12 protein-coding genes are annotated in these 17,983 nt (G+C 53.8%); 2 read left to right on the top strand and 10 right to left on the bottom strand.

The genetic code is table 11. From position 1 onward, the window contains the following. Window positions 1–100: 100 nt before the first annotated feature. The 10 genes from bamB to SC206_RS10695 form a co-directional block, all read right to left on the bottom strand. A complete protein-coding gene (gene bamB, locus SC206_RS10740; RefSeq protein WP_332737009.1) occupies window positions 101–1,282 on the bottom strand; it encodes an outer membrane protein assembly factor BamB in 1,182 nt (393 codons plus the stop codon). Between the two features lie 11 nt (window positions 1,283–1,293). Continuing rightward, entirely contained in the window at window positions 1,294–1,914 is a 621-nt protein-coding gene (locus SC206_RS10735; protein WP_332737007.1) for a YfgM family protein, read from the bottom strand. Window positions 1,915–1,927: 13 nt separating this feature from the next. Further along, the gene (gene hisS, locus SC206_RS10730; RefSeq protein ID WP_442976069.1) at window positions 1,928–3,214 is read right to left on the bottom strand and encodes a histidine--tRNA ligase; all 1,287 of its coding nucleotides are present in this window, start codon (window positions 3,212–3,214) and stop codon (window positions 1,928–1,930) included. Window positions 3,215–3,363: 149 nt separating this feature from the next. After that, window positions 3,364–4,485 (bottom strand): flavodoxin-dependent (E)-4-hydroxy-3-methylbut-2-enyl-diphosphate synthase, encoded by a 1,122-nt coding sequence (gene ispG / locus SC206_RS10725; RefSeq protein ID WP_332737005.1) that lies wholly within the window; start codon window positions 4,483–4,485, stop codon window positions 3,364–3,366. Between the two features lie 119 nt (window positions 4,486–4,604). Beyond that, on the bottom strand, window positions 4,605–5,591 hold the full coding sequence (rodZ, locus tag SC206_RS10720) for a cytoskeleton protein RodZ (RefSeq protein ID WP_332737003.1): 987 nt from the start codon (window positions 5,589–5,591) through the stop codon (window positions 4,605–4,607). Next, a complete protein-coding gene (gene pilW, locus SC206_RS10715) occupies window positions 5,581–6,339 on the bottom strand; it encodes a type IV pilus biogenesis/stability protein PilW (protein ID WP_332737001.1) in 759 nt (252 codons plus the stop codon). The genes rodZ and pilW overlap by 11 nt, the downstream gene beginning before the upstream one ends. Window positions 6,340–6,513: 174 nt before the next feature. Then, on the bottom strand, window positions 6,514–7,749 hold the full coding sequence (locus tag SC206_RS10710) for a bifunctional tRNA (adenosine(37)-C2)-methyltransferase TrmG/ribosomal RNA large subunit methyltransferase RlmN (RefSeq protein ID WP_332736999.1): 1,236 nt from the start codon (window positions 7,747–7,749) through the stop codon (window positions 6,514–6,516). Between the two features lie 244 nt (window positions 7,750–7,993). After that, the gene (gene ndk / locus SC206_RS10705) at window positions 7,994–8,419 is read right to left on the bottom strand and encodes a nucleoside-diphosphate kinase (protein WP_017490187.1); all 426 of its coding nucleotides are present in this window, start codon (window positions 8,417–8,419) and stop codon (window positions 7,994–7,996) included. A 183-nt stretch (window positions 8,420–8,602) separates the two neighbouring features. Beyond that, window positions 8,603–10,966, bottom strand: a complete 2,364-nt coding sequence (gene pbpC / locus SC206_RS10700; protein WP_332736991.1) for a peptidoglycan glycosyltransferase PbpC — start codon at window positions 10,964–10,966, stop codon at window positions 8,603–8,605. A gap of 18 nt (window positions 10,967–10,984) precedes the next feature. Continuing rightward, on the bottom strand, window positions 10,985–16,054 hold the full coding sequence (locus SC206_RS10695; protein ID WP_332736990.1) for an alpha-2-macroglobulin family protein: 5,070 nt from the start codon (window positions 16,052–16,054) through the stop codon (window positions 10,985–10,987). 242 nt (window positions 16,055–16,296) lie between these two features. Here SC206_RS10695 and SC206_RS10690 point away from each other — a divergent pair, with 242 nt between their 5' ends. Both SC206_RS10690 and SC206_RS10685 read left to right on the top strand, forming a co-directional pair. Continuing rightward, a complete protein-coding gene (locus SC206_RS10690) occupies window positions 16,297–16,920 on the top strand; it encodes a helix-turn-helix transcriptional regulator (protein ID WP_442976075.1) in 624 nt (207 codons plus the stop codon). 13 nt (window positions 16,921–16,933) lie between these two features. After that, complete coding sequence (locus SC206_RS10685) at window positions 16,934–17,899, top strand: threo-3-hydroxy-L-aspartate ammonia-lyase (protein WP_332736987.1); 966 nt, start codon at window positions 16,934–16,936, stop codon at window positions 17,897–17,899. Window positions 17,900–17,983 lie beyond the last annotated feature (84 nt).

Here is a 17,983-nt window from a genome sequence, read left to right as displayed (position 1 = left end):
TTTTTAGAATACGAAACGGCCCCTGAGCAATTCAGGAGCCGTTTAATGGCGGAGCTATTATACCCGTATCTTAAATGAATTGGGGATATAACCTAAAGTATTACCTTTTGAAGGCGTAAACTTCACCATCTTTGGACTGAATGACCAGTTTGTCGCTGGCCACAACTGGCGCGCTTAGCAGGCCGGATGAGTCAACTTTCTGCTGGGCAACAAAGCGTCCATCATTGGTATTCAACCAATGCATGTAACCTTCCGCATCGCCGACCACGATAAAGCCGTTGTACAGCACCGGCGCAGTCAGATTGCGGTGAAGCAATTCGCTTTGCGTCCAGATAGTGACGCCGCCCTGAGTATTCAGTGCCATCACGCGATCATTCTGGTCGACCAGGTAAATACGGTCGCCTTCAACCTGAATGTTGTTCACGGAGCCGACTTCGCGTTTCCACATAATCTGGCCGGAACGCAGGTCCATTGCCACCAGATTGCCGTTATAAGCGATGGTGTAAATCACGCCGTTAGCAATAACTGGAGTCGTATCAACGTCGCTCAGGCGATCGATTTCCGTTGCGCCGCTTGGCTCGGAAATACGCTGCTGCCAAATCATCTGGCCTTCTTTCATCAGCACTGCGCTGACGCGGCCGTTATCGCCACCGACAATCGCGGCACCAAAGGCTGTCGCTGGCGCAGACTCACCGCGCAGGGAAAGCGTTGGCATATCAAGGTTGGCGCTCCATGCAATGGTGCCATCTTTCTGATTCAACGCCTGCAGGATGCCGTTACCGGTGTGGATCAAGACCAGACCGTCGCTGACCACAGGACGGGAAATTGCTTCGCCCGCCACCTTGGTCTGCCATGCCTGAGTCCCGTCAGCGGTGTTCAACGAGTAAACCACGGCTTTTTCGCTGCCGATATACAGGTTTGAACCATCAACGGTCACGCCGCCAGAAAGCTGCGCAGAGATGTTGCTGGAGAAGAAGCCCGGGTTTTCGGACAGGTCGACTTTCCATTTCTCTTTACCGTTATCGGCATCAAGCGCCTTCACGATACCAAAACGGTCGGCGGCATAAATAGTGTTGTCTTTCCAGGCCGGATGCAGGTGAGAGTAATAGTCGCCTACGCCGTCACCGACAGAAGTGCTCCACACTTCGGTTGGTGTGAACTGATTTTCAACTTTTGGCAGTGGAGACATTTTAACCACGTCTTCTTCACCGCTAAACAGTGAACAGCCACTCAGCAGGGCAACCGAGACGACGCCCACCAAGAGTGTTTTACGCAAGTGCATCGGGGTTCCCCTTAGCTGGATAAATTATTCAATTTCATACGCAGCATAGTTTGCAGCGTTTGAGATGGCTTGGAATCAAGGCCTTTACTGTATGCATCCCTGGCTCCCTTGGTGTCGCCCTTCGCGAGAAGAATGTCACCACGAACCTCTTGTTGCATCGCCATCCAGCCGTCACCCTTCACGTTGTCGAGGGTTTTCAGCGCGTCGTCCAGCTTGTTTTCCTGCAGCTGAACGCGAGCCAGACGGTAGTTAACCAGTGAAACCAGATTGTCGTCTTTGGAAAGTTGGCTTGCCTGAGTCAGCTGTTTTTCGGCATTGGTGAAATCTTTTGCCTGAACAAAATGATCGGCCAGCTCAAGCGCGGCAAATACGCCGTAGCTGTTGCTGTTGTTCTGCGCAAACTGCTCTAATTTAGCGACGCCGTCGGCTTTGTTGTCCGTCAAGGCGCTGCTAGCCTGCTGATAAGAAGCCGAAGCCTCTGTCAGCGCAGTATTTTCATGCGTCTGCCAGTAACGCCATCCACCCAGGGCAGCAATACCCAGCACGACACCAACGGCCAGCGCTTTACCATTTTCGGCAAAGAAGCGGCGGACGGCATCAACCTGTTCGTTTTCAGTGGTATAGACTTCCACGTGGTCCTTCTCCTTAACCTAACATCGAGGCCAGACGCGCAGCCAATTCGCTTTGCGCCAGCGTTTCTTGCTCACCACTTTGCAGATTTTTAACTACTACCTGCTGAGCCGCGACTTCATCCTCACCTAAAACCAGAGCGATACGCGCTCCCCATTTGTCGGCACGCGTAAACTGCTTCTTGAAATTGCCGCCGCCGTAGTTAGTCATCACTTTCAGCGCAGGCAGCTCGTCACGTAACTTTTCAGCCAGCAACATTGCCGCGCCCTGCGTACCCGCAGAGGAAATCACGTAGGCATCAACGGTAGCAGGCGCCTTGAACTCTGGGTTAACGGCCTGAACCAGCAGCACCAGACGCTCGAGACCCATCGCAAAACCGACAGCCGGCGTTGCACGACCGCCGAGTTGTTCAACCAGACCGTCATAACGACCGCCGGCACACACGGTACCCTGCGCGCCCAGACTGGCGGTTACCCACTCGAACACAGTGCGATTGTAATAATCCAAACCGCGCACCAGACGCTGATTAACCGTATATGGGATACCTGCAAGGCTTAAAAGTTCACACAGACCCGCAAAGTGTTCGCGCGATTCGTCGTCGAGGTAATCGGCCAGCGCCGGTGCGTCGTTCAGCAAAGCCTGAACTTCTGGATTTTTGGAGTCCAAAACGCGCAGCGGATTGCTGTACATGCGGCGTTTGCAATCTTCGTCGAGGCTTTCTTTATGCTGTTCAAGGAAGGCGACCAGCGCATCACGATAGTTGGCGCGTGCTTCGAGGGAACCGATAGAGTTCAGCTCGAGCGAGACGTGCTCGGCGATGCCCAGCTCACGCCACCAGCGGGCGGTCAGCAGGATAAGCTCGGCGTCAACGTCGGGGCCATTCAGGCCAAAGACTTCGACACCCAGCTGATTGAATTGGCGATAACGGCCTTTTTGCGGACGCTCGTAGCGGAACATCGGGCCGATGTACCACAAACGCTGTTCCTGATTGTACAGCAGACCATGTTCGATACCGGCGCGAACGCAGCCAGCCGTGCCTTCTGGACGCAGCGTCATGCTTTCGCCGTTGCGGTCTTCGAAGGTATACATCTCTTTTTCAACGACGTCGGTGACTTCACCGATCGCGCGTTTGAACAACGGGGTCTGCTCTACAATCGGCATGCGAATTTCGCTGTAGCCGTAGGTTGCTAAAACCTGTTTGAGCGAGCCTTCAATACGCTGCCAGAGTGCAGTGTCTGCGGGCAGATAATCGTTCATGCCGCGGATAGCCTGCAATTTTTTTACACCGTCAGTCTTTGCCACATCAATTCTCTATCATTTTTATAAAAATGAACCCGATTATAGGTGTTTTGCATCCCGTGGTTCAATGCGGATACCTCAACACTTGCTATCGGGTTCAGTTTAATTCGGCCCAAAGGGCAGGCGCGCCGCCAATCCGGCGCGAGCGTAGGTTACTTTTCGAGATGATTGATAACGATACGATTACTCTTGTCCATCACGGCCGCTTTGGCACGGATTTTGGCTTCAAGCTGATCGATCATTAATTCGTTATCGAATCGTTCTCTCTGGCGCACGCCGTCTTCGTAAAAACCGCTCTTGTTATGACCGCCGGTAACACCCATGGTGGAGACCAGCGCTTCACCCGGACCATTCACCACGCAGCCGATAATCGAGATATCCATCGGGGTAATGATGTCTTCAAGGCGCTCTTCAAGCGCATTGACGGTGCCGATGACGTCGAATTCCTGACGCGAACAGGTTGGGCAGGCGATGAAGTTGATTCCGCGCGCGCGAATTCGCAGCGACTTGAGGATATCAAAGCCAACCTTCACTTCTTCAACCGGATCGGCCGCCAGCGAGATACGCAGCGTATCGCCGATACCTTCGGAGAGCAGCAAACCGAGACCGATGGCCGATTTAACCGAGCCCGCGCGCAGGCCACCCGCTTCGGTGATGCCGAGATGCAGCGGCTGGACAATTTGCTTGGCCAACAGGCGATAAGATTCAACCGCGAGGAAGACGTCGGAGGCCTTAACGCTGACTTTGAACTGATCGAAGTTAAGCCTGTCGAGAATATCGACGTGACGCATAGCAGATTCGAACAGCGCTTCAGGCGTAGGTTCGCCATATTTTTCCTGGAGATCTTTTTCCAGCGAGCCGCCGTTAACGCCAATTCGAATAGGAATATTTTTGTCGCGCGCACAGTCAACGACCGAGCGAATACGCGATTCATTACCGATGTTGCCCGGATTGATACGCAGGCAGTCAACGCCGTATTCGGCCACTTGCAGCGCGATACGGTAGTCGAAGTGAATATCCGCCACCAGAGGAACGTTCACCTGCTGTTTAATAAGCTTGAAAGCTTCAGCGGCGTCCATCGTCGGTACGGAAACACGAACAATGTCGACACCCACGCGCTCAAGAGCTTTGATCTGAGCGACGGTTGCAGCGACATCGGTGGTGCGGGTGTTGGTCATTGATTGCACCGCGATTGGTGCACCATCACCGACAGGCACCTTGCCGACGTAAATCCGGGTTGATTTGCGACGGGTAATGGGTGCTTGGTTATGCATGTAGGCTCTTCTCCATTGTTACCAGTGTCTTACCCTACCAAAAAAAGTTGAAGTCACAGCAAATGCTGCAACCTCAACGAGTATGGCCGATCTTTAGGGCTTAGCTTAAAGCTGCCTACTTACTGGGCAGCCAGAGTCAGACGAGCAACACGGCTTGATTTTACAAAACGACTTAGATCGACAGGCTTGCCCTGATACTGGATATCAACTGCGCCAGGCGCGCCGATTTTCAGTTTATAAGGCGCCGTACCTTTCAGACTCAATGTTTCTCCGCCCTTCTTGATGCCGCTGAACAATGTTTTGCCCGTGGCGTCGTCAATCTGCAACCAGCAGTCTGACTTGAAGGTCATGCTAACCGCGTTGGCATCGGCCGTGGTGCTGGCCTGTGCATCGCCGGTTGGCAAGGTAGAAGATGGGGTCTCAGCCGTCGGCTGGCTGGTAGATACCGCAGCGGATGGCTGATTTTGCGCAGTGGCCGCGTTGGACGCGGTATCAGGCGAAGTATTCAGCGGCACCGAATTTTGCGCCTGAGGAGCAGCAGCGTTGCCAGAGGCATCGGCTGGCGCTTCAGTTTGCGCAGCGGTTGATGAAGAAGCATCACCATTGCCTAAAGGAATTGACTGACCTTCGGCGTTATCTTGATTCAGCTGTGCAGAAGATTGATCCGCCATCGTGGCAATCTCTTCCTGCTGCGCCTGATGGTTTTGCCACCACCATGCACCGGTCAGGCCGATAACCACAAATACCACAAGCCAGGTGAAGCCCATCAGCCAGCCATCGCGTTTTTTGCGAGACTTGCGTAATGAAACGCCCTGCATTGATGCCACTTTCGGCACATTGATTGGCGCCTGTTTGCCAATTAACGCGCTGAGTTCCTCTTCAGGAATGTGGACCAGTTTTGCGTATGAACGGATATAACCACGCAGGAAAGTCGGCGCCAAATCGGTCGGCGTGCTTCCTTCTTCAATTTGTCGAATAGTTGAAAGCTTCAGGCACAGGCGTTCCGCCACGGTCTGATGGCTAAGTCCCAACTGTTCACGCGCTTGACGCAGGCGCTCGCCCGCAGTCACTTTAGTACTTCTATCTTGAGAGGCTTCAGTATTCATTAGCTAAGAATTGCTGGTACTGTTGGGATTGTGGAAAATTCCGCGCGAGCTGCTTGCCGTAACGTTGAACATTGTCCGGATTGCTGGCTGCCGCGAAACGAATTTGTAACATAAGACTGTCAGCGCTGGCTGGCAGAACATGTTGATATACATCGAGTAAAAGCTGCGCCTCGGCGCGATTTCCGGCCTTGAACGCTTTATTGGCTTCATCAATCAAAGGTGCCCCCTTGTCGGGATCGTTTTTCAACGCCCGGCTCAGCAATGCTTTGGCCTCATCATTCTGATTAGCCTTTAAAAAACAGTAGCCCCCACTTTCGAGACTGTCAGCAACCGGACCAGAATCCGGCAGACTGGCTGCGAGGCTAAACTGCTGTTGTGACGGTACATACTGCCCTAAACTACACAAAAACGCACCGTAATTATTCAGGACAGTTCCATTTTGCGGGGCAAGCTTCAAGGCTTGCTGGTAGCGGCTTTGAGCGGCGTCGTTATTGCCGTTTTTCTGTTCGAATAACGCCATGCCGAGCTGATTGCGATAATCTTGCGGTGAGGAATTTACCGCCTGTTGAAGATTGGTTTTAGCGGCAGACATATTACCCTGCGCCAAATAGTCCATTCCGAGCTGGAGCTGCGTTTGCGGTGCGCCCGATGCGGCGTCGACCGGCGGTTGCTTTGAGCTTGAACAGCTTGCCAACAGGCACACTGCCACACTTGCTGCGAAAAACCCTTTCCACTGCATTATCGCCATATTTAAATCCTTTTACCCTTTGACCGATAAGAAGACCAACGCTAGCTAGCTCGTTAAACAATACACCATATTTGACGCGGCAACAGGCGATAAGTGACGGAAATACTCCGCGTTATCGCCGCTGTTACCGCGTTCAATCGCCTTGGCTTTAGCCCAATTTAGCCCAATAGAGGATTAAACGGATTGAACCGCGATGGCGTCACCGGCCATCTTTTTCTTCAGCGTACGCTTGGTACGGTCGATAACATCGCCCGCCAACTGACCACAGGCGGCGTCGATATCATCGCCACGGGTTTTACGCACAATGACAGTAAAACCGTAATCCATCAATACCTTGGAGAAGCGGTCGATACGGCTGTTCGAGCTGCGGCCATACGGCGCGCCCGGGAACGGGTTCCATGGGATCAGGTTGATCTTGCACGGCGTATCTTTCAGCTTTTCGGCCAGTTCGTGCGCGTGTTCGGTGCCGTCATTGATGTGATCCAGCATGACGTACTCGACGGTAACGCGGCCCTGATTGGCGTTGGATTTACCCAAATAGCGATTCACCGAAGCCAGGAAGGTGTCGATGTTATATTTGCGGTTTATCGGCACAATTTCATCACGAATGGCGTCGTTTGGTGCGTGCAGGGAAATAGCCAGCGCGACGTCAATCATGTCGCCGAGCTTGTCCAGCGCAGGCACCACGCCAGAGGTGGAAAGGGTTACGCGACGCTTGGACAGGCCAAAACCGAAATCGTCGAGCATGATTTCCATCGCCGGAACCACGTTGTTCAGATTCAGCAGCGGCTCGCCCATGCCCATCATGACCACGTTGGTAATAGGACGCGTACCGGCAATTTTCGCGGCGCCGATAATTTTCGCCGCGCGCCAAACCTGACCGATAATTTCTGAAACGCGCAGGTTGCGGTTAAAGCCCTGTTGCGCGGTGGAGCAGAAAGTACACTCCAGCGCACAGCCAACCTGAGAGGAAACGCACAGCGTTGCGCGGTCGCCATCGGGAATATAAACCGTTTCAACCTGCTGATTGCCAACCTGAATAGCCCATTTAATGGTGCCATCTGCAGAACGTTGCTCAACGGCAACTTCCGGCGCACGGATTTCGGCAACGCTTGCCAGCTTGTTACGCAGCGTTTTATTGATATCGGTCATATCCTCGAAATCATCGCTGCAGTAATGGTACATCCACTTCATAACCTGATCCGCACGGAACGGTTTTTCACCCATTTTGAGGAAAAACTCGCGCATCTGCTTGCGGTTCAGGTCCAGAAGGTTGATTTTGGCGCTCACCGGTGCGGCAGACTTTTCAGCCAGTTCGGCTTTCGCTGCGTTTTCGGCACGGATGACGTTGAGGGAGTCAATCTCGGTCGAACTCAGGACCGGGATATCTAATTCGATAGTATTGGACATGTTTTACATTGGCCTCGTTGTTACACGTTATGGCTCGAAGGAAGTGCGGGCCTGATGGAGCTGCCCACGAAAGCTTATTGCTCAAACCACTACATTAAAAAATTGCGCCCCAGCAGCAGAGCTTTTGGGGCGCAACATTGTACAAATTTTAAGGCGAGGTAGCTATGAATGAAACACCGTTAGCACAAATTTATTGTATCCAGAGGTGATTCACTCGGCCTTTTCGCCTAATTTCAACTTCTTATTAACGTGCGCAGATTTCGCTTTCGTCGAAGAAGTAAGCGATTTCGCGCTGTGCTGATTCTACTGCGTCTGAACCGTGAACGGCGTTAGCAGTGAAGCTGTCAGCGTAGTCTGCACGCAGAGTACCTGCCAGAGCGTTATCTGGGTTGGTTGCGCCCATGATGTCACGGTTACGCTGAACGGCATTTTCGCCTTCCAGAACCTGAACAACGACTGGACCAGAAGTCATGAACTCTACCAGACCGTCGAAGAATGGACGGCCTTTGTGCTCAGCGTAGAAGCCTTCAGCTTTTTCTTTGCTCAGACGGATCATTTTAGACGCGATGATCTGGAAGCCAGCACGTTCGAAACGCGCAGTGATAGCGCCGATGTCGTTGTTAGCTACGGAGTTTGGCTTGATGATAGAGAAAGTACGTTCGATAGTCATAAAAAAACCTCTGTCTGACTTAAGTGGGGCCGGTTAATTTCAAATGTTAACGCTGCCGGAAAATGGCGCCGATTATAGGGGGCTAAGTAACGCTTGCCTACAGGAATAACAACATTTGATTAAAAAAATGTGTCACTGATTCACTTTGCAGGCCATAAGCCCCATTTTCAATACAGAATTTGCCTAATCAAGGCTGAAATCGAGCGTGCTAACCTGCGCGCTTTCATCCAACACGCTGAGCTGATACTGGCCCGGCTGGCTGAGCGTCGTTTTGAAGGTCTGGTTTGATCCCTGACTTTCAATCTGTTCGCCATTAAGAAACCACCAGCGCTGCCCTACTCCGCCCTGCGACTCCACCTGCAAATCGAGACTGCGCTGTCCGGGCAGCGGTTTTAAAATTGCATGCTGACGGATACCCAGCAGCAGCAACGGCTGCACCGCCGATGTATTCAATGGCGGACAAAGCGCATCAGGCGCAGGTAATCGCTGGCTGCGGCGCTCACCCGGCGGTAACCACGGCTCAAGCGGCGTAGGCCACAGCGCAATGTGTGTTGGATGCGCATCGGGACAGGTGGCCGCGACCTGTTTGCCGGCAGAGTTTTCCCAGAGCGTCAGCAGGCTTCCCGCCTGCGACTCTTGCCCGGGCGCGGTAAGCGTGGGTGGCAAGGTGCCGTCCAGCGTCCAGCTTTGCCGCTGTTGACGACAGTTACTGTTGCCTGACGCCAAAGGCTGCCCCGCGGGCCAGCACAGCGTTGCGATGCCAACCGCCGCCGGTCGAGGGTCGCTCACCTGCATCTGGCGACTATAACGTCGCGAGGTGACAAGCAGATTATTCACCTGATTGAGAATGGGCACCGCCGTCGCGTAGCCAAACTGTCCGGCGACCGGTGTAGCGTCTGGCCTGCCGACCCAAACGCCGATGATATATCCCGGATTCACCCCCATTGCCCACGCATCTCGATAGCCGTAACTGGTGCCGGTTTTCCAGGCTAACGGCACGCTGGCTGGCCGCGTGTCGTCGGGCTGCGGGAGAGCCTGTCCACCGAGAATGCGGCGAATGATCCACGCCGCGCCCGGCGACATCAGCCTTCGCTGGGTCAGCTTTTGTTGGGGCTCAAAACGTAATTTCGCGACGTTTCCGCCCCGCGCGAAGGCGCTGTAAGCCTCGGTTAGCTGGTCAAGCCGCGAGCCGGTACCGCCTAAAATTACCGCCAAATTAGGGTCGCTATTAGCCGGAAATCGTAGCGTAATACCCGCGTTGCGCAGATTGGCCGTAAAACGCTTTGGCCCGTAGGCATCTAAAAGCTGCACCGCTGGCAGATTGAGCGACCTCACCAGCGCTTCGCTGGCACTCACCGGCCCATGAAAACCGGTATCAAAATTTCCGGGCCGATAATCTCCAAAACGCCTCGGCACGTCTTGCAGCAAAGACTCGGCGGCAATCAGGCCGTCGTCCAGCGCCAAGCCATACAACAGCGGCTTAAGCGTCGAGCCGGGCGATCGCCAGGCGCTTATCGTATCGACCTGCCCAAAACGGCTGTCATCGTTAAAATCTACTGAACCGACATAGGCTTTCACCGCCATCGTGGCGCTGTCGACCACCAAAACGCCCACCGACGTTTTGGCTGGCAGCTGGTTTTTCCAATTGGCTGTCAGTGCCTCAAGCTGGCGCTGTAACGCTGCATCCAGCGTCGTGGTCACCACCGGACGCGTTTTTTTGCTGGTTAATCTTCTTGCCAGTAGCGGCGCTAACTGCGGAACCTGACGCGGCGCGAGCCAGATTGCCTCCTGACGAATTTCGTCGACTCTTTTTTGCGGCCAAACGCGATATTCCGCGATACGCGCCAGCACTTTGTCTCTGGCCGCTTTCGCGCGATCCGGAAAGCGATCGGGGCGCAAACGGCTCGGAGCCTGCGGTAACACGGCCAGCAGTGCGGCCTCGCCGGGCGTAAGTTCCGACGGGGGTTTGCCGAGATAGGTCCAGCTTGCCGCTGCAATGCCCTGCAAAGTGCCGCCAAAAGGCGCGCGATTCAGGTAGATTTCAAGGATCTGTTTTTTCGACAGCGTCCATTCAAGCTGAAAGGTGCGCGCAATCTGCCGCAGTTTGCCGAGAAAAGTGCGCGGATGCGGATCGATTAGCCGCGCCACCTGCATTGATAGCGTGCTGCCTCCCGAAACAATGCTGCCGCCGCGTAAATCCTGCCACGCGGCGCGCAGCAGTGAAAAAGGATTGACCCCCGGATGATGCCAGAATCCGCGGTCTTCGTAGGTCAGTAGTGCCTGCAAATAGTAGGGCGAAACCTGTTCCAACGTTACCGGATAACGCCACACGCCGTCGGCATCGGCGTAGCGCCACAGCGGCGTGCCATCTTCGGCCGTCACGACGCGCGCCACCGGCAGCTCGGTTATGGGTAGCGGCCAAATCCGGTTCGCCGTCCACAGCAGCCCGATAAAAGCGAGGATCAGCACAAGCATTGTTCTTGCCCTGCGCTTCCATCGGCCTGCTGTTTTTCCTTCGCCTTCTTTTACTTCCAAGGCTGCTTTCATTGCCCAATCGCCACGGTGTTAGCGAATATTCAGCTGTTCAGGCGTTGCGCCCGTCGCGCGCCAAGCTGGCACATACATCGACTCGACCTGTGGCGCCGGAACGGCATAGCTGCCCGGCGTGACAGCCCGTGCCAAATAGAGCAGCGAAACGTGGCGATAACCATCGACATTCACCGCCGCCACATAGCGATCGTCGCGGAACTCCTGATGCTGGATATCCGCCTGCTGCATGTCGCCCATCATTTCGGTAAGGTTTGTTGCCGCTTCACCAAGACTGGCGCTACTTTCCGCCAGATTTTGATTCTCCAACTCAAGACCGGCGGGCAGTAAATCTACTACCAGCGCGTCAGGCACGTGAGCATCGCTCCACACGTCGAGATGTACCACGACAAGGTCGCCGCTTTTGAGGTCGGCGAGCGACAGCGTTTTGCCGTCCATGCCAAAGTAGTTACGTTTAATGTGTAGCACATTGCCGCTTTCGGCAGGCGCTTGACGAGGATACCCCGTGATATCGAAACGAGTGTAGATCGCCGCGTCGCCACTGTTTTTTATGATGACGGGCTGTTGCAGCCGAGCCGCGTCAAAACTGCGGGTCAGTGCAGCGGTGCCGGTAATGGGCTGCTGCTCACCCTCGAAGCTGGCCTGCCACGGCGTTTCAGCACTGCCAATCAGGCTACGGCCTGCCATAAATAGCGCGTTACTTTCCTGAGTAGACAACCAGCGCTGACCATTGAGACTTTCCGAAAGCGACAGCAGCAAGCGGTCCCGCGCTTCGGGCTGCAGGCCGTTTTCAGTCAACAACGACAGCATGAGCGCGTTGTCGCGCAGCGGGCTGCCGTAGTCCTCGAGCCAGTAATTCTTCTCCGAGCGCGTTTTATTTAATCCTTCATTAATTGCTGTGTCGGCGCGCGGCATATCGCCCATCATTTTCAAGGCAATACCTAACTGTACCAACGGCAGCCCAGACTGCGCATTCTGTCGTTTTTCGTACAGTTGGCGCAGCGCACCCAACGGTGCCTGCTGCTGTCCGGCGAGCACTAACCCGGCGTAAGCCTGCACGGCAAAACGCGTACTGTCGGGTTGCGTACTGTAACGAACATCAATCTGATTTTGATCTTGAAGATAACGCTGCAAACGCTGGTTGGCCTTTTTGAGGCCCTCTTCCGACACGCTGTAACCTTGCTGCGCGGCGCGAGTCAGGAAATCGGTCGCATAGGCCGTCAACCAATACTCCTCGGGACTCTCTTTGCTCCACAGACCAAAACCGCCGCTCTCTTTTTGCATCGCGAAAATTCGCTCTATACCGATATCAATACTGTGACGACGCGCCTCGTCTGATGAGGTTTTAATGCCCATCGCGGTGAGCTGGGCGCGGCTGGTATAAAGTGACGGATAAAGCCCGCTGATGGTTTGCTCCAGACAGCCGTATGGATAAGCCAGCAACTCGCTGATATAACGCGCTAAATTTAGCGGCGGCTTGCTGCTTAGCTGTAAACGCCCCTGCAACGTTTCGGTTACTAGCTGCGCGTTGGCGTCAGCGGGCAATTGCCACTGTTCCTGTGGATGAATAACGGTGGCAAAATTACGGGTCAAAGCCGGGAACGCAGGCCTGACGCCGAGTGTCCAACTGCGTTGATAATCCGGGAATTTTTCATCGGGTAATTGCAAACCGCTGACGGTGAGATTGACCTCTCCGGTACCAAAACCTTCTAGTGCTTTAACCGGAATCGATAAGGTTTTACGTTCTCCCTGATTCAACGTCACGCTTTGTTCGGCAGGCGCGCCGTCGAGCTGGATGCGATCCGTAGCCGTTAACGCAAGTTTGAGCGTTTGAGTCGCGCCTGAAAGATTGGTCACATCAAGCGCCAGCGTGGCATGGTCGCCGTTGGCCATAAAGCGCGGAATAGCCAAATCGGCGATCACCGGCGCGGCCACGACCACTTTCGTGTCGGCGCTGCCGAAATCTTCGTCGCTCCAGCCTTGCGCCATCACGCGCAGCTCGCCGTTAAAATCGGGAATTGGAATCTGTACTTCCCCTTCCCCGTTATCGTCGAGCGTCACGCGCTTCGCCTGCTGCGCCACAATAGTGACTTCGGTAACAGGTTTCTGCCCCCCGCGCGAAAGCGGATCTTCGTCGCCATCGCCGCCAAAACTCAGGCTGGCAAGACGCCCTTTGCCTTCAATAAGGTGACCATAAACATCATACTGATCAACACCGTAGCGCTTGCGACCCAAGAACGCTTCGTAAGGATCGGGCGTTTTAAAATTGGTTATCGACAGCACGCCCGCATCGACGGCAGACAGCAGCAGGTTTATCTGATGCGGCGTAGGCTTGCCCGCAACACCCGCTTTGACTTTCACCGTCAGCAGCTGATTCGGACGAATTTTTTGCGGTGCATCAAGCTGTAAACTGAGTTTGCGGCCTTCGCTCACCAGCGGCAAATGCAGCAGCCCGACGGCGCGCTTTGGTGTGGATTGCTGTTTCTTGTCACCCGGACGCAGCACCAGCGCGCTGAAGTAGAGATCATGACGACGCCATTCGTTGTTGATTGGCACCTGCACATCCACTCCCGCCTCCGGCACGTCAATCGCCTGCCACCAGAGTGGGCCGTCGCTGGATTCCACCAGTAAATAACCTTTACCCGCCGCCGGTGCCTGAATGTGAATATTGGCTTTATCGCCTGGTTGATAGGCGGGTTTGTCGAGCTTGAGTTTGACCTGATCAGGACGCACTGCATCAGTGCCGTCGGTGTTGTCTTGCCAGCTGTAACCGGCCCAGAATCGCACGCTGCTCACCTGATGCGTTTGCGGGTCTTCTACCTCAAGACGATACGCGCCCCACTCTACCGGGAAGGCAACTTTTGCCGAGCCATCGGCTGGAATATCAATCTGTTGACGCGCAAGGACTAAATCTTTTTTATCATATAGCGATTGCCAGCCGTCGCTTTCGGACCACTGCCAGTAATAGTCACGACGCTCACGAACCAAACGCGCTTCAAGGCCTTTGGCCGCCTGCTTTTGTCCCGCTGCATTGGCGGCAATAACGTCGAATTCAGCCTGAGTGTTTTCAGTCACTACGGCCTGAGATTGGGTTTTATCAGTCCGATAGTCATAGATTTCCTGCTTGGCAAACAGCGGTCGAATACCGGGCAATACCTCGGCTGGCCACACGGCCTGCTCAACTCTTCGGGTGACCGGACGCCCGCCCGACTCCAGCAAACTGGCCTGTAAAATCACCTGCAACGGCGAGTGAACGTCCTGCCAGCTATTTTCAATGCTGACTTCGCCCGTGCCTTCCGCGTCCAGCGTTTGATCAACATCGCTTAACGTACGCGATAAATTTTCTTCATTTACCTTACCGAATTCATAACCTGCCAGCGCAGGCACCGCGTCACGCAGAGGTCGCAGATAAACCTGCCCCTGAAGACGATTACCCGCTGCGGGCGCGCCATAAAGGTAGCGTCCCTTAACGTTGAAAGTGACAGCCGAATCCATTGGCAGCGGTTTTAGACTGTTAACCAGATCTAACGCCATACGTTCGGGCAGAAAATCTTCAACCTGAAAAGCGTAATAACGCAGCTGGTTATCGCCAAGATTAAAACTGACTTTCCATTCACCCGTCGGCCCGCCTTCAGGAATGGCGTACTGGTATTGATAAAGGCCGTTTTCGGGTTGCCACATAAAGGTGCGCGCAACCTGCCCATCAGGCTTTATAAGCTGAGTTTTAACGGGCTGCGCCGCGACCGGTTTACCGTCGGCATCGCGTAACAGAGCATTTAACAGCAGTGTTTCACCCGGGCGATATAAATCGCGGGGACCAAAGGCAAACAGCGTTTTGCTGTAACCCTGCGGCCCTGAAATATCAAATTCGGCGAGATCCAGCGCGGCTTCATTGAGATTAAGAAGCGTAGTTTCTCCGCCATGACGAGCCAACAGCAGCACCGCTTTTGGATCTTTGACGAATTTGGCGTGGCCCTGCGCGTCCGATTTACCTTCTGCAAGCGAACGGCCTTTTTCGTCAAGCAGCTGCAAATCGATATCTGCCAAAGGCGTGCCCGCTTCTAATCCCTGCGTATAGACGTCAACCTGCTGACTAAAACTGTGCAGCGAAACGCCGATGTCGCTCAGCGTGAACAGGGTCGCCGGATTGGTGTAGCTGTAATGTCCGGCCTCCTGCATGACCGCCAGATAAACGCCCGGTTGTTTAAGCTTTTCAATTCCGCCGAGCGGCAACAGCAAATGTTCGCGTGTATTAAGCTGCGGATTCAAGGCAAAGCGGCCGGTATAAACCAGCTCCGCGCGTTTTGATAGCGTCTCGGACTCATAAGATGAAAGCGCGCTACGCGATTGCCAATCGGCAAGAAATTCTGGCAGTGATTCGTTTTTAATGCGGAAGAAATTGACGTCAACGTTATTCACGTTCAAGGCGATCACCGGCAACCCTTCGGCGAAACGGGTCGGCAATAAGGAACCTTTGCTGGCAAAACCTACGCTAGGTTCAATATTGCGCGTGGTAAGGGTTTTCTGCTGATCGCTGCCAAGCTGTGCGCCGTTAATGGCTTTAAGGCCTGCATCGACCGTGACCACCAGCTTACGTTCGGGCAAAAGATGGCGAAAACGCAGCTCGGTCATGCTGCTGGAAAGCTCCCATGCGCCGTCGGGCGTGCCGGTTTTGGTGTCGACAAGATGGGTCAACGCGGCAAAATTCTGGTCAGGATCCAGCGGAATAGAGAACGTCAGCACCAGCGCGCTCGCGCCATCAAGCTGGAGTTCTGAAGCATCAAGCAGCGCAAGAGGCTGTCCCGCACTTTTACTGGCTAATTCGGCGCGACGTTGACTATCAACCGTTGGCGCTGGTTGGGTTTGACTCTCGACAGACTGGGTTTGACTCGCTGAAGACTGGGCCAGCTGTGCAGGAGCGGTCGGTTTTACATTAGTTTTTTCAGCAGCTTGAGCAGGAGGAACACGCGGTGGCTCGTGCGGTTTAGGGTCATCGCAGCCGCTCAAAGATAAGATAACGGTAAGCAAAGCCACGGATTGCAGGCGTTTTATCCACCGGCCACTTTTCAAGCGTAATTCCTCGCGCATACCCATTCTCCCTGTCGCTGTTTTTTAACTGCTTTCGCCGCACGCCAATGAACATGCGCCAACACTTATCGTAATACAACCACATATATTGAAAAATTGCGTTACTGCAAGACGTAAAATTACACCAGTCGACATTTTTTTCCAGACTCTCTGGAATGCATCTCGCAAATAAACATACTCAGTGCGACTTATTGACCATTTGTATAAATATAGATAAATTGTCAACCATGAAAACGAAGCTTATAAAACACTCAACCCGTCAGGTTCTTGTGGACCAGCTCGAGCAAATAGCCAAAGGCATCGGCGAAACTTTTGCGCCATTTTGTGAAGTGGTGGTGCATGACTTAACCGACCCTAAACAGGCTATTTTGTCGATAAACAATAACTTATCAGGTCGCTCCGTGGGAGAACCCGCGACCGAGCTGGGCATGGCGCGCATTGCCGACCCTGATTATCCGCAGGTTATTGCCAATTACAGCAACCGATTTGCCGACGGACGCCGCGCAAAAAGTACCTCTATTGGTATCAAGGATGAAAACGGAAAATACGTTGCAGCGCTTTGTCTGAATGTAGATCTCAATCTTTTCGGACAGATGCAATCTATGCTGGCGCAGTTTTGTCAGACGGGTAAGGTGGAAATCCAGGAAACGCTAGACCCGGCAAACGCCGAGGTAATCCGGGAATATATTGATAAATTCTCTGCCAGCAGACTGCGTGCTCCGCAGGCGTTAAAAGCCACGGAACGCCGAGCGTTACTCAATGAACTCAAGCTGGCAGGCTATCTGGATATGCGGAAAGCGATGCCGATCATTGCCCAGCATCTTGGCGTTTCACGCGCCACGTTGTACAACGATATTAAAAGTTAACAGGGGAAAAATAATGATTTTGCCGACCTATGATGATGTTGTTGCCGCAGCCAAAAGAATTGAAGGCTTTGCCCATAAAACGCCGGTGATGCAATCAACGATTTTAAACAATGCACTTGGCGCCGAGATTTTTTTCAAATGCGAAAACCTGCAACGCATGGGCGCATTCAAGTTTCGCGGCGCATTCAACGCCTTGGCGCAGCTTGACGAGGCACAGCGTAAACGTGGCGTGATTGCTTTTTCTTCCGGAAACCACGCACAGGGCATCGCGCTTTCGGCTTCATTATTAGGCATTCCGGCCACTATCGTCATGCCGCTGGATGCCCCTAAAGCCAAGCGCGCCGCAACGGAAGGCTACGGCGCAAAAGTCGTCGAATATGACCGTTACACGCAAGACCGTGAAGCCATTACCCATGAACTCGCAGAAAAGTTTGGCTACGCGGTAGTTCCCGCTTACGACTATGCACCTGTTATTGCGGGTCAGGGAACGGCGGTAAAAGAGTTAATAGAAGAAGTGGGCGATCTGGATGCGCTTTTTGCGCCTTTGGGGGGCGGAGGATTACTGGCGGGTTCGGCGCTGGCCGCACGCGCGCTTTCACCTGGCTGTAAAGTTTACGGCGTTGAACCCGAGGCCGGAAATGACGGCCAGCAGTCGTTTCGTACGGGCGCTATCGTTAAAATCAACACGCCAAAAACTATCGCTGATGGCGCACAAACGCCCTCTCTCGGCCACCTTAATTTCCCGATTATTCAACGTGATGTCACCGATATTTATACGGCAACCGACCAGCAGCTCATTGCAGAAATGGCGTTTTTCGCCTCGCGGATGAAGCTGGTAGTCGAACCGACTGGTTGCTTAGGTTTAGCGGCAGTGCGGGCCAACGCCGAATCGCTGCGCGGGAAACGTATTGGCATCGTAATAAGCGGCGGCAACGTTGACCTTGAGAATTACAGCCGCCTGTTGGCCAGCGCATTTTAAACATTCGAATGAATAAAAACTGATGTTTGAAACGTCAGTCTATTAAAAAATTATAAAACTTAGCGAGCCACCAGCATGATCAAG

The organism is Rouxiella sp. T17, from assembly GCF_036663475.1.
GTDB lineage: Bacteria > Pseudomonadota > Gammaproteobacteria > Enterobacterales > Enterobacteriaceae > Rouxiella.
This window is presented reverse-complemented; position numbering and strand designations above follow the sequence as displayed.

What these genes read in the sequence shown, in the direction of transcription:
- bamB (WP_332737009.1), bottom strand. Translation starts at nt 1,282, where the DNA reads ATGCACTTGCGTAAAACACTCTTGGTGGGCGTCGTCTCGGTTGCCCTG.
- ispG (WP_332737005.1), bottom strand. Translation starts at nt 4,485, where the DNA reads ATGCATAACCAAGCACCCATTACCCGTCGCAAATCAACCCGGATTTAC.
- rodZ (WP_332737003.1), bottom strand. Translation starts at nt 5,591, where the DNA reads ATGAATACTGAAGCCTCTCAAGATAGAAGTACTAAAGTGACTGCGGGC.
- pilW (WP_332737001.1), bottom strand. Translation starts at nt 6,339, where the DNA reads ATGGCGATAATGCAGTGGAAAGGGTTTTTCGCAGCAAGTGTGGCAGTG.
- SC206_RS10710 (WP_332736999.1), bottom strand. Translation starts at nt 7,749, where the DNA reads ATGTCCAATACTATCGAATTAGATATCCCGGTCCTGAGTTCGACCGAG.
- ndk (WP_017490187.1), bottom strand. Translation starts at nt 8,419, where the DNA reads ATGACTATCGAACGTACTTTCTCTATCATCAAGCCAAACTCCGTAGCT.
- pbpC (WP_332736991.1), bottom strand. Translation starts at nt 10,966, where the DNA reads ATGAAAGCAGCCTTGGAAGTAAAAGAAGGCGAAGGAAAAACAGCAGGC.
- SC206_RS10695 (WP_332736990.1), bottom strand. Translation starts at nt 16,054, where the DNA reads ATGCGCGAGGAATTACGCTTGAAAAGTGGCCGGTGGATAAAACGCCTG.
- SC206_RS10685 (WP_332736987.1), top strand. Translation starts at nt 16,934, where the DNA reads ATGATTTTGCCGACCTATGATGATGTTGTTGCCGCAGCCAAAAGAATT.